This is a genomic window from Lentilactobacillus fungorum (assembly GCF_016860605.1).
Taxonomy (GTDB): Bacteria; Bacillota; Bacilli; order Lactobacillales; family Lactobacillaceae; genus Lentilactobacillus; species Lentilactobacillus fungorum.
Genome location: NZ_BNJR01000012.1, coordinates 362,867 through 376,083, shown reverse-complemented (window position 1 = coordinate 376,083; position 13,217 = coordinate 362,867). Strand labels below are relative to the sequence as shown.

General features: G+C 48.4%; 9 protein-coding genes. 4 read left to right on the top strand and 5 right to left on the bottom strand.

Annotated elements, in window-relative coordinates:
* Nucleotides 1-4 precede the first annotated feature (4 nt).
* Genes YK48G_RS07280 through YK48G_RS07265 form a run of 4 tightly spaced genes read left to right on the top strand, consistent with a single transcriptional unit; the run spans nucleotide 5 to nucleotide 4,999 of the window.
* Entirely contained in the window at nucleotides 5-1,513 is a 1,509-nt protein-coding gene (locus YK48G_RS07280; RefSeq protein ID WP_203630046.1) for a BglG family transcription antiterminator, read from the top strand.
* Complete coding sequence (locus YK48G_RS07275) at nucleotides 1,506-3,281, top strand: hypothetical protein (RefSeq protein WP_203630045.1); 1,776 nt, start codon at nucleotides 1,506-1,508, stop codon at nucleotides 3,279-3,281. Before YK48G_RS07280 ends, YK48G_RS07275 begins: the two co-directional genes overlap by 8 nt.
* 31 nt (nucleotides 3,282-3,312) lie before the next feature.
* Nucleotides 3,313-4,809 (top strand): glycosyltransferase, encoded by a 1,497-nt coding sequence (locus tag YK48G_RS07270; protein WP_203630044.1) that lies wholly within the window; start codon nucleotides 3,313-3,315, stop codon nucleotides 4,807-4,809.
* On the top strand, nucleotides 4,778-4,999 hold the full coding sequence (locus YK48G_RS07265) for a hypothetical protein (RefSeq protein WP_203630043.1): 222 nt from the start codon (nucleotides 4,778-4,780) through the stop codon (nucleotides 4,997-4,999). The genes YK48G_RS07270 and YK48G_RS07265 overlap by 32 nt, the downstream gene beginning before the upstream one ends.
* A 195-nt stretch (nucleotides 5,000-5,194) precedes the next feature.
* Here the strand turns inward: YK48G_RS07265 and YK48G_RS07260 are convergent, their stop codons facing one another.
* The 5 genes from YK48G_RS07260 to YK48G_RS07240 all read right to left on the bottom strand — a co-directional run bounded on the left by YK48G_RS07260 (nucleotide 5,195) and on the right by YK48G_RS07240 (nucleotide 13,101).
* Nucleotides 5,195-5,563 carry a type II toxin-antitoxin system PemK/MazF family toxin gene (locus YK48G_RS07260; protein ID WP_203630042.1) on the bottom strand — a complete coding sequence of 123 codons (369 nt, stop codon included), beginning with the start codon at nucleotides 5,561-5,563 and terminating at the stop codon, nucleotides 5,195-5,197.
* Nucleotides 5,560-5,823 carry an antitoxin gene (locus tag YK48G_RS07255; RefSeq protein ID WP_203630041.1) on the bottom strand — a complete coding sequence of 88 codons (264 nt, stop codon included), beginning with the start codon at nucleotides 5,821-5,823 and terminating at the stop codon, nucleotides 5,560-5,562. Before YK48G_RS07255 ends, YK48G_RS07260 begins: the two co-directional genes overlap by 4 nt.
* 127 nt (nucleotides 5,824-5,950) lie before the next feature.
* Complete coding sequence (locus tag YK48G_RS07250; RefSeq protein WP_203630040.1) at nucleotides 5,951-6,550, bottom strand: hypothetical protein; 600 nt, start codon at nucleotides 6,548-6,550, stop codon at nucleotides 5,951-5,953.
* 262 nt (nucleotides 6,551-6,812) lie between these two features.
* Nucleotides 6,813-8,207 (bottom strand): helix-turn-helix domain-containing protein, encoded by a 1,395-nt coding sequence (locus YK48G_RS07245; protein WP_203630039.1) that lies wholly within the window; start codon nucleotides 8,205-8,207, stop codon nucleotides 6,813-6,815.
* A gap of 112 nt (nucleotides 8,208-8,319) precedes the next feature.
* Nucleotides 8,320-13,101, bottom strand: a complete 4,782-nt coding sequence (locus tag YK48G_RS07240) for an MBG domain-containing protein (protein WP_203630038.1) — start codon at nucleotides 13,099-13,101, stop codon at nucleotides 8,320-8,322.
* Nucleotides 13,102-13,217 lie beyond the last annotated feature (116 nt).

Here is a 13,217-nt window from a genome sequence, read left to right as displayed (position 1 = left end):
TACGATGGATTATACATTATTCTTCGAAAAAAATGATCAGTTGGCCTTTTTGCTGCTGGAAAAATTTTTTGTTAAGCAAAATACAATTGTGACTGTGTCGTCGATTATAGATACACTGCCAATCTCAGAATACAAGCTGTCTCAATTATTAACATCAATCAATACGGATCTTGCTAGCATCCAATATGCCAAGGATGCCAGTATTTCAACTCCGGAAAAAAACGTTCTCCAAGGTCATAACATCACGACAACGGTTATTAATGAACTTCGGCTTTTATACTTAAAAAGATCTATCCTATTTGCACTGTTTAAATACAACTTTCTCCAATCAAAATCAGTATCCAAGGGTACTTTCATGAGGCAGAACTTCATCAGTAAAACCAAATTTTATGCTTCGGAAGTCACCCTCAAACAAATCCTGAATAATTCTGATTTTTATCATTCACCTAACGTCATTAACGATTACGAATATGTCCTTCGATTACATATCTTTGAATTCTTTTACACGGCCTTTAACGGCATTGATAGCCCTTTTGCCGACATGAACGTTCAAATTAATAACCTGATTATCCGAATTCAGGCTCAATTCACCTTTCTCATTAAACCGGTTCAAAAAAGTAAGTTAGAAATCTTCTTGAAGATTTGGATCTTGCGAGCAATCAATGGCCACCAAATCTCTGAGCAATTAATTTCAGCTGATAATATTCCAAAACAAACCCGAGAAAAGCTAACGAGCATTCAGACATTCATCAAGGACCATTTTCGGGTCGAATTAAAGGATGAAGAGATGAATTATCTCTACACCTTCTTATTAACCCAAGAATATGCGGCTGGCATCCAGCAAGTTCTCACCAAGGACGATTATCCCCTAGCTTACAAATTAACCAACGATTTAATTACTGAAATCAAGCGGGAGGGTGCCTTGAGTGATCCTGCCCAGTTTGATCCTACTGATTTATTCATCTCACTGACTCGGATTCATCTACGATTTATTACGCTATACATTGAACCCACAACGTTTATTTCTTTGGATCAGGTTAACTTTTTCAAGCAAACCTACCCGATTTTTCATGCCATCATTAATCGCTATATTGAACACATCAAGGCCCAAAAAATCATGACCCTTAACAAACGGGAATCGGCCAACCTTTATTTTGACTACATGTTTGCCTTTATCAATGGCATCCCCAAGAAGTTTCTCTTGGATAAAGTGCATATCTGCGTTGATTTCTCCCAAGGGACGCTCTATAACAACTACATCATCAAAACGCTCAATGGTTTTGCCAACGCCAATATTGTGATTGAATCTAATATTTCAAGGGCAACCGACATCTATTTATCAGATTTTTACGCCACCGCCGTTAAGAAGTCCCAGACAATCTGGCGAAACCCACCATCGCCTGATGATTGGGCTGCCCTCGGTGATAACATTGTTCGTTTGAAACAGGCCAAAGTTGAGAAGTTGGTTGGTAAAATCACCGCCTTATCGAGAAAGGAGCCTCACAATGCCTGAACATCAGATGCTCTCTTACAAAAAAGCAATTGGTCTGGGCCTCATTCCCATCTTTTGGGGACTCCTATCAAGCACACCGATAAGCGTCTCGGCCGACGAATTCAAACCAGCTACCAACCCGGAGTCGCCAACAACCGGCAGCCAAACCGCTCAACCAACGAGTTCAACAGCTACCGAGTCAACGGCTACCGCCAATCAGCCACAAATTACCTATCCAGCTACCAATCAAGCCAGTGATGCTGCCGAATCGACCAACCCATCGCAAACCACTGGCGACCCATATCCAGTCGCTGATACGACGACAATCAAGCCAACGACACCATCAGCTGCCAGCCCGAACACAACTGACATGACTGCCAATGACAGCCAAAACAGCGGGTCCACGTCAACTCACTCACAGCCAGCTGAATCAGCGACCGCTGCTGCGCCAACATCAACGTCAGTTGCCGCCGATCCCGATGTTGCCCCAACCACAGCGGCTGCAGCTGAGAAAACAGTTGACCCGACAGTCACGACCACTGACGCGTCGGCCGCCACGACCAATCAATTGACAAACCTCGTCGAAAACAGTGTCCACGATACGCCAACCCAAGCGCAGCAAGCGGCATTCACCGCCTTAGTTGCAGCTTATTTAACGACGTTTAATCAAACTCATCAGACAAATTATCAATTACTCAAAGCCAATCCAAATGCTGGCAACCTTGAAAGCGATCTTTGGGATCCGGCAACCACCACCGACCAACAGTTGCTCTACAAAAATCTGAGTACCTTGCTGAACCAGTTTATTGCCGATAATCGCCTTTACCTGCTGAAAACTTTTAAAAGTGCTGGTACCGATTTATCGTTTGACCTCACAACTGGCGGTGGCAGCCACCTTAACATTGGCAAAATCCTCGTTATCCCCATTTATGTCATTGATACCGACGAAGCCGGCCACCAATTATCAAAACCAGTAACGGTAGCCGCTAATAATGGCGATGGCCTCAGATACGGTGGCAGCTGGTCAACCACAGCGGCTAACCTTCCTGGCTATCAATTAGTCACTCGGCCAGCAATCGCCAGCGGCACTTGGGACGCTTCGTTTGATTACGGTCTGTTAAACGACCAGGGTGAACTCATCATCCGCTACGTCTACACGAAGCTGCCAATCACGCCAACCGTTCAACCGGCGACTATTTCAAGCGAGCAGCCTAGCCAACCCACTACGCAGGCCGCTGCCGTCGAATCCGAACCGTTCACCCCGGTGGCAACCGTTGAACCCCAACCTACCACCGCCAAGCCGGCTAGCCTGTCTCACGCTGCTTCAGCGAACCCTAAACCAGCTAAACCTGCTGTTAACAAGCCAAAACCGGCAAAGAAGGTGACCACCAAGCCGGCTGCTCGCATAGAACCAGTCACGATTACGGCCAACGCTAATCTACGTGCAACGGCCGCTCAATCCGGCCACCAACCCGTTTACTACCGCTACCACGTTACCAAATCCGTGCAGCGGCCGGCTGCCGTTGAACCCCCAACAGTCCCAACAGTTTCTCCAATCACGATGTCGAAACCCCTCAATCCGATTCAAAAATTGCGACTGGACCTCCAAGTTACTAACCAACAAAGTCCACAGTTGGCCAACCCGCCAATCACGCCAAATCACCAATTAGCAAAACATCCCAGCGGCAATCCGTCCCACACGCAGTTAGGCCTTTACTTTGCGACTCTTAGTGGCCTCATTAACTTTGGGACCACCCGCAATGAAGAAAATCACAGCCAAAATCAATGAGTTAACAAACCAGCAGTGTTGGGGGTAAACCATGCATTACTTCATCACGTCTCAAATTGACGATTATACATCGGCGATCGAACTCGCTGAAATTAAACGGCTTCACTTATTTGATGACTTAAATCAGCCAGCTGTCATCTTGACTCGCAACTATGTTCGAAATGCTCGCCAAACTTGGGCGCGTTTAGGCATTAGCGGCCGGGTCATCAATTTATTTCAATACTTTCTAGGGACAAACGTCAACCGGCCAGTCGTCGATACAACTATCGCGATTGACCGGCTATCTAATCTTCCGATTCATCACCAGGTTGCGCTGGTTGATGGCAAAGTCCGGCTAAAAGTCGTTCGCGCTAATTCAGAAATCTACTACGTTGACTACTTTGACCAATGGGGCTTTACCGACCGACGGGATTTTTATGAAGCTAACTATTTAGCTTATTCCGAATATTTCGACGATGCCGGTAAATTAAACACCCGCGTTTATTATGACCAGGCCGCCCGCGCCACCATGATTTTTCGTTACCATGGCGGACCGAATAATCAACCAATCCTTAGCTTAATCATGTTGACCCACGGTGGCTGTCATTTACAGTTCGACGACCTTGATCATCTGATGGCCTACTTTTTAGATTGTTTGGCAAAAGCCGACACTGATCCCCGCTTTTATTGCGATCGCGAAGACATCGCCGTCCTGCCATTTGGTTTGATGAACCAGCCAGCCAAGCGCTATATTGTCCTCCATTCGACCTTCACGCAAAATGCCCAGCGAAACGGCGACTTTTACCCTTACGTCAAACAAATCGCCAAAATGACGAACCGTCTGGCTGGTATCATCTCGTCAACGGCTGCCGAAACCGCTGACGTTTCAGCGAGGATCCCGGGGGTTAAAGCTTATACGGTGCCGGTCAGCTATTTACCAGCCGCCGCATTTATGAATCAACCAGCCTTCGCCAACCGCAAACGCGGCCAACTCATTGCCGTCGCCCGGGTGACCAAAATGAAGCAGCTGGATCACATCATTCACATCACTTTACGATTACATCAGACATTGCCGTTCGTCGACCTCAAAATCTACGGTTATGAAGATAGCACCAGTGACCCGCAGACGGTGCAACACCTGCATCGGCTCATCACTGATAACCAAGCAGCCGCCTACATTCATTTCTGCGGTTACGTGAAAGACCTCACCCCGGCGTACGAACAAGCGGATATAACCGTTCTCACCAGCCAGTTTGAAGGCTTCTCCATGGCCGTTTTAGAGGCACTGGGCCATGGCTGTCCGGTTGTCAGCTACAACGTCAATTACGGACCGGGCGAAATGATTAAAACCGGCATCAACGGCGCCCTAATCCAGCCAAATGACCAAGAAGCAATGTACACGGCGATCAAGCAACTCCTAATTGACCAAACGCGTTTGGCAGTTTATAGTCGCCAAGCAACTGAACCATTGCAGCGGTTTTCGGCTGCTGCTGTTCGAAAAGATTGGCTGGAAGTGATTGAGGATCAGCACGGAGCAACAAGTAGTTGATAATGACAACAGCATTCAAAAGGGCTATGAGCGCATTGCCTTTCTCACAAGTATTTGGCATGATGATGGTGAACAGACAACGGCGGTCTTCAGCAAAATTACATCCCGACCCGGTTCACCTCGGTTACCAACTGGTAATGGGGTTATCAATCTGACGTTAATTGCTAAAACATTTATTGATGGTGAATAATCAATCCTAAAATGGCAACATGCTTAAAAGCGACGTCCCCAATTTGAGAAGGACGTCGCTTTCAAGCTGTTATTTTGATTGGTGCGCAAACAAATGATCAAGTAACTGAGGATTATCAATCAGTACCTGTAAAAGCCGCTTAGCCGATCCATTAGGATTACTGCGACCAATTTCCCAGCTTTGATAGGATTGCGTTTATTTGTTGGCAGCCACAATGTCGACGGCTAAGGCACACAAATGGTTGCGAAGCTTATCGGGAACTTTACCAATTATCTCACCATTACGGGCAACGTAATCATAATTGGGCGTTTGCCAAGTCACGATATAACCATTTGTCCGACTGCTCGGGTCAAGAATCGGTTCAAAGCCCTTTTGAATTTGACTAGTGCCGTGGGTGATCGGCATGACGATAACAAATCCCGTTAACCGATTGTATTGAGAGTTAGATACAACCACAGCAGGACGTCGTGGCTGACTAGTTATGTGTCCGCCCATCTCGTGTCCACTATGGGGCTCAAAGTCTAAGACGATAATATCGCCTTGTTCAGGGAAAGTGGTTGTCATAGTTCTTGACCTTTCCTGGACTCATTGCCAGCATTGAACCCAATATCATCAAGCTGGCCACGAAAGTCAACATTGTCATATGCGCCCGACGTCCATGGATTTTTATGGCTGTGGGCGCGCCTGATAATTAAAGTATCTTCATCAACTTTTTCAATTGTTACCGACTCATTGCTCGAAAAGCCGGTGATTTTAGGTAAAGTTACACTGACTGAGTTACCAGTTTTATGCGTTTTTGTGTCCGCAATTTTTAAGTTATTCACGATTAATCCCTCCTTAAGATTCGAACTAAGTATATCGTAATTACAAAGTTATTACAAGCGATGTCACCACAGCTAAAGGCCCCCATTAAAGGCGTTACAGTCACGTCTATAATGAGGCCCTTTTACACTACTCACTCAACTTATCCACCACAATCCGATCATCTTGAGCCACTAACACCACTCGCCCGTTTGCCATCAACACCAACTGGTATCCCGGCTGTTTTAACGCTTGATCCATCACTTTAGTCGCCTCACTAAAGCTCGTCCGAATCGTTCGGCGGGCTTTTTGATTTGCCTTTGGGTGCTCGCGAATCATTTTTAGGGCCTGCTGATAGGCCGCTTTTTTCACATGAACGACGTAGCGTTTCTTGGCGGCATCAAACGTGACTGGCCCGATTGTTGCTTGGTAGGTGCTGCGGAGTTGCTTTAGCAGGTTCTTCGCTTGCAATGCCTGCTTTTTCTGGGCAGCCGTTTGCTTGGCCTGCTCATTAAAATACGTGCTGTCCTTTAACTTCTTGGGTGTCTTTACAACTTTACTTTGGGCAACCTGGCGATGATGATTGGCGTGAACCTGATATGCCACACCAACGATCAAGCACCCGGCCGTAACAACGGTCCAAAACGCCATCAAGCCAACTGCCCCATCATGGGTTGCCGCCCAAATCCAAGCGCCAATCGCGATGACGGTTACGATCACCAAACTAATCACGATCACTTGTCCCATCAATTTAATCCCCCCTGCTCATTTTTGTAGGACAGCTGCGCAAAGCAGGAATCTGCGCGTAAGCACCTTTGTGAAAAATTCCAAGCCCGGGAATTTCCCACAAAGGAGACTTACGCTCCGATTCCTAAGCGCTTTGCTCCGCTCACTTTTGTAGGACAACTGCGCAAAGCAGAAAGCTGCACCTAAGCCGACTTGCCCAAAAATCCAAGCCCGGGATTTCCGGCCAAGTCAACTTAGGCTCCGCTTTCTAACCGCTTTGCTCCGCTCACTTTTGTAGGACAGCTTTATTAGCCACGGCGGTCGGCCAAGTAAGACCGGCTAACCAGCGGCCAACCTTTTCGATCATTAACCGGATATTGTTTTCAATACTTAACCATGGCAGCCAATAATACTGATTTTGAGCTGGTACCATTGGTTTGACTACAATTTGAAATAAGGGCGTGGCCACCTCTGTAGAGATTGGCACCTGCCGCAGTCGCCAATCAATACTCATGAACCGGGTCATCAATCGCTGGCGGATAATGCCAACCATGTAATCATCAAACCGGGCGGGGTAGCTGACTTCAATGTGTTTTTGTGAGGCAAACGGTGCCAAATACCAGCTCAAAACGTCAGTTATCAAATCGACAAATCGGGCCAGTTCAGGGATGTCCTTAGCCAACACCGCAACAATTCGCCGCAATCCCGGGATCCGTTGAACTTCATCCGGTTCAGCGAGTTGCATCGGCGGCTGTTTCAAAAGAATCGCGAATTGAATCGCCTCCATCAAGTATTCATCGAGTTCTTCAAAGTAAAGCGGCGAGCGATAAACTTGTAGTCGCGTGATCACTGTTTTCACCACTAATTGAATCAAATATGGCAAAACCGCCCGCTCCTTTGGCCGAACCAGCTTCGTGATCCGCGTGTCCACGAAATACGGGCTGTAGACCACCATGTATTGCAGCCAATAAATTTCTGCCAAGTTAAATTGAACGTTGCGGGTCTTGGCTGGCAAACTGGTAAACCGCATCAGTTCGTTACGCTTTGACCTGGGCAGTGCCTGAGATTCCTGCGTTAAATACCGCCGTTTGGCTAATCGGACTGCGGTCACCTGTAAAAAGCGGTTAATTGTAGGCGACCTTTTCACCTTTGGCGGCAATGATTGAGTTAACGCCTTTAAATAAGCGGTTTCATCATCAGCTAACTGCAAATTTTGATTACCTAATTCGCACAGCTGCCAACCAAAAATCCGAATCAGTCGTTCATCCCCGTGAAGTTCATTACTTCTTAAGTTGTAGTCCAAGTTTCGCTCAGCTAACCAGCCAACAATCGGCCGCAAGCGGTTGAGAATCGTCGTGCTGCCAACCGAAAGCAGTGGTTTGGGTTGTTCTCGAATCGCTGCTTGCAAGCATTGGTATGCCACTGAATTGCGAATCAGATACTGAGTGAGTACTTGATCGATCCAATCGCACCGCTCAACCAATCGCTTTTTAGAAATCTTCTCGCCAGTAATTGCTTGATAATTAGCTATGAGCCGTCGGTAAACCTGTTGGGTCGACACGTACGGCCATTGAAGGATCCTGGACAATTCGGTAAACTCCACTCGGCGTTGGGTTCGAATGGCCGCAAGCAGCTTTAACTGCCGGCGTTCAGGATTCGTGAGCAGCATCTCAATAAACAAGAACGGTTCATCTTCTTTCTAGCTTGTATGTAGCGCGAAACTGGGCCAATTCGGCAATCCGATCGCCGAATTGGCCCAGTTTCGTGATTTTAAGCTTGTTTCAAGTTAATGGTTATCCTCGTCGGCGGCGCTTGAGGCCAAATAATCCTAAAAATCCAGCTAACATAGCGCCTAACCAAGTTAAGGCTGTCGAACTTGCATCACCGGTTTGCGGTAACCTCGTGGCTGTTTCAACTTGAGATTGGCCAGAAAGTGCTTGACCGCTCCGGTTAGTTGAACCTAACTTTGCTGCCGAAACGCCCTGCTTGCCCGACTGGTTAGCCAAAGCTGATCGACCCGGTTTCAAAGTGGCAGCGTTACGGCTAATCGTTGATTGACCGGTCTTGCCATTCGCTTTAGCGGCAGTCGCGCGCTTTTGAACGGCTGGCTTACCCGTGGCCTGCTTTTGGGCAGCTCGGGCAGCCGGTTTCGCCTGCTTGGCCGTTGCCGGTTTCTTCTGGTTACTTGATTGACTAGCCGTTTGGTCAGTAGTCACTGGTGTCGAATTAGTTTCGTTGTTCGTTTGATTAGTCGTCGTACCAGCATTATTAGTCGTTGGCGTCACCGTGCCACTTGCTTGGTTGTCGTTGGTGTTATTGCCAGAATTCCCGCTATTCCCACCGTTACCACCATTATTAACAGCGACGTAGGTAATGGCAGTCGGCTGGCCGGCTTGTGTAATGGCTGGCCAAGCGTAGCCCTTGGTTGGGTCAGCAGGATCAACCAGCGTTAATTTACCGCCTGGCCCAATCGCGTTATAGCCCTTTACATACGGGACGACTTGGCCAGCTGGAGCGGCTACCTTGGTTGGGTCATCATGGTCCACCGAATAGGCAATCGTAGTCGTCTGGCCGCTTGGTGAGGTAACTGTGAAGCTGCCCACTTTGTGATAAACGTAGGTGACCGTCACATCACCAGCTTTAATCGTGCCAGTCGCGTTAGCTGGTTCGGCAGTTAAATAGTAGCCGTCAACGTACTTGGCAGTTGTCTTGTAAGCATCACCCGCATGCAAATCAGTTTTCGATACAGGATCAGCCACTTGATGACCATCCCCATCAACGTAATGAGCCGTCCAGTTGAAAGTATCAGCGGCAGTAATCGTGAAGGTGCCTTTGGCCGTTGTGATCAAATAGTTCGGATTAGCCGCAGCCGTGGCAGTCACCGTAATATCGTACTTAGCGGCCGTTTCGCCAGCAGCTCGACTCACTGTATAAACGAGCGGGGCGCCAGCGGCTGGTTTCCCGGTGACGGTAGCTGATAACTCTGGATCCTTTTGACCCACGACCTTCGTTGCGTCATTAGCCGTAATCGTGACGGCCGCCTGTTTAATCACGGCGTTACCGGCCACTACGGTGACCTTTGCCCCCTTATTAGCATCGGCGATCTTCTCTAAACCAGCCGCGTTAAGGGTCACGCTGTAAATGCCTGCATCGGCTTTAACGTTGTCCCAGTCGAAGTCATCATGAACAAACGTTGGCGTGTTGACCTTATCGCCACCAGCTAACGTGACTGTTGGGACAACTTTGGCATCAAAGCCGGTCCCATCATAGGTCTTATCGATATTGCCGACCGTCACCGTAAGTTTATCGGCGGGTGAGATCGTAAAGGTACCATCTTTAACAGTTATGGCATAGTTCGGATTAGCTTTCTCACTGGCGACTACCTTGATGGCATAGGTCCCCGGCGTCTCACCTGCATCCCGGCTGACCGTGTATTGAACGGCTGCACCGCTGGCTGGCTTGCCGCTCACTGTGGCCGTCAACTTCGGATCGGCTTGACCCTGCGTCTTGCTGGCATTGACGGCCGTAATAGTAATCGCCGCCTGATTAATCGTGACTTGCCCGGCAGTGACGTCACTAGCTGCCAAAGTGGTATTGGCATTATCAGCGGTAATTTTTTTCATCCCCGTCGCGTTCAACGTCACTTTGTAAGTGCCGGCGTCTGCTTTGACCAAACTCCAGTCAAAATCAGTGGCTGTGAAGGTCGGCGTGGTCAGCTTCGATTGGCCACTCAATTCAACCGTTGGCATATCATTAAAATTGATTGTGCCATCATAGTCCTTAGTGACGTTGCCAACCGTGGCCTTAATCGCGGTCGCTGCCTTGGGGGTAATGATTGCGTGGCCGGCGGTGATATCTTCGACGGCCAACGTCGTATTCTCATTGGCAGCTTCAATCTCTTGAATCCCCTTAGCATTCAAGGTGATGGTGTAAGTACCTGGGGCTGCTTTTACTTGGCTCCAATCAAAATCATCAGTTGTTAAATCGGGAACCGTCAACTTGGCACCTGCGGCATCGCTCAAAGTCACCGTTGGCACGGTCGCAAATGTTGGCGTCCCATCTTCGACCTTCGTCACATCGCCAACGGCTGCCTTAATGGCTGTCGCCGCTTTCGCTGTGATAATTGCGTGGCCAGCCGTAATGTCATCGACAGCCAGCGTCGTGTTCGGGTTGGCGGCTAGTATCTTTTGAATACCGTCATCATTCAACGTAATCGAATAGCTGGCCGGCGTCGACTTAACTTGGCTCCAGTCAAAGTCGGCAGTCGTCAAATTAGTGGGGACTGTCAATGTTGAACCTGCGGCGTCACTTAATGTCACCTTGGGCACGGTCGCAAATGTTGACGTCCCATCTTCGACCTTCGTCACATCACCAACGGTTGCCTTAATGGCCGTGGCCGCTTTCGCTGTAATAATTGCGTGGCCAGCCGTAATGTCTTTGGTAGCCAGCGTTGTATTTGGGTTAGCGGCTAGAATTTTTTGAATCCCAGTATCATTCAACGTAATCGGGTAGCTGGCTGGGGCTGCTTGCACTTGGCTCCAATCGAAATCATCGGCGGACAAATCGGGAACCGTCAACTTGGTACCTGCGGCGTCACTTAAAGTCACCTTGGGCACGGTCGCAAATGTTGGCGTCCCATCTTCGACCTTCGTCACATCGCCAACGGTTGCCTTAATGGCTGTGGTTACCGGTGTCGCCGAACTGGTCCAGTGGTTGACGACCACTTGGAGGGTTTTACCATTCGTAATATCAACCAGCTTCGACTGACCCGTTGAATAATCGGTGCTCTGGTAAGTAAAGTTAGGAACGGTTGCTTTAATTGTCGGATTGGCAATGTCATCGCCGACTTTGCCCACAAAATAAGTTGCGGCTGATAGGCCACTTGGCGAAAGAAGGGTGTTGACGTAAGAACCCGTATCCGTTGCTGAACTTGTCGGATCAACCACGACCCCGGCATGATTCAATAAATCGCCAGTTTTAATCCGACCCGTCGTTTCCGTAAAGATTGGGTTATCATATTCGTCAACATTCATAATCAAGGCAAACGACGTATTATCCGTTGCTTGTTTTTGGTCAGAACCAGCGCCTAGTTGCCCATCGGAATAATTTTGAATCGCTTGAACCGCGCCAAGATATTCGGCGGCCGCTAACATCATGTCAGCAGCACTGCCAGAATTATAAGCCGTTTGCAGCTTTTGCCAGTAAGGGACCAGGCTATTGTAGTATGTAATGTTGGCCGCTTGATAAAATGGCGGCTCTTTGCTGTCACTAACGTCTTGGGTAATCTTTAACGGCGCTAACTTGGCATCAATATTGAGCTTAGCCTGGGCTAACAATTCCGCGTCTGAATAGCTGTTAATCCCATAATAAAGCTGGGTTGGATCCACCACATTTCTAAACTGCTTGGTTAATCCCTTTGAAGTCAATTGATTCAACACGGCTTGATAGCTGGTATGTTGATTCGTGGTAACCACCAAGTCGCCATATTCATCAACTTTGGCCGTGGTGTTCGCTGGCAACACTAACTGATTTAAAGTGGCCTTAGCATCCGAAACGAATCGGGCATTGACGCCTCGCTTGTCTTCCACCAACATCTTGTTAGCAACGTCTAATTCGGCGTGCATGCTCTTCAACAAATTGTTAGCCTGAGTCAAAGTTGCCTGCATCGCTGCCAACTTTTGAGCTTGTTGGCTTGATGGCTGGCTTAGCGTGAGTTTGACCTGCTTAAATTCATTATTGACGTGGGCAGATAGTGCATCTAAACCAGAATTATGGACAATTCGATCGTTGGTTTTGGCATTTGCCTGCTTGGCATCGGCTTTGACCACTTGATTTACTTGCTTGGTAATCTTTTGCGCTTGGTTAGTCATCCTTTGCGCTTTACGGTTAAAATCAGCCGGGCTCTTTACTTTGATGGTAGCCGCCTTTGAGATCGCTGCCTTCGCCGTTGATGCCTTCACCGTTGACGTCTTAACGGCTGTCACAGTAGTCTTTGGCGTTAGTTGCGTCTGGTCACTTTGTGTCTGGTTACTTTGCGTCTGCACAGTTTGACTAGCAGCTTGGTTAGGGATTGACGTCGCAGTCAGCGTACCAGTCGGCGTATCCGTTGTGGCCGTCGGCGCAGTCGCTTCAACTGTAGCCGTTGGCGTCACAACTGGGGTCCCATCAGTCGAAGTAGTCACTGATGTTTGGTCAGTCGAGCTCGTTGTCACTGGCTGAGTTGGCGTCTGGGTGGCTTGATCTCCTTGCTCACTGACAACAGTTGGAGTCACTGTGGCCGTTGGGGTATTAACCGCAGGCGCTGGTTGGTCAGTTGCTTGATTACTCTGAGCTGCCGGAGTCGCTGGTGCTGTTGAGTCAGCTTGGTCATCGACCGTATCGGCCTTTGCGGTGGTGATATCTGGCGCAAACACCCCCGGCACCCCGTGGACCTGTGCCTCGTGAACCCCCAATAATAAAGCCACCGTGGTCATCCCTTGAACGACCCACTGCTTTTTGGCCTTATAAAGGCGGTAGCGAACCACGTGGGGCTCTGCCTTGGTGATTTGATTATACTGATATCGTTTCATATCCATAACACCCTCATTTCATCATATTAGCTGATCAAACAGCTGTTTAACCTGATTAACCGTCCCTCAACTGATTAACCGTTATGTGTGCCCAATAGTTGGGCGATGGTTCATTTATGGGT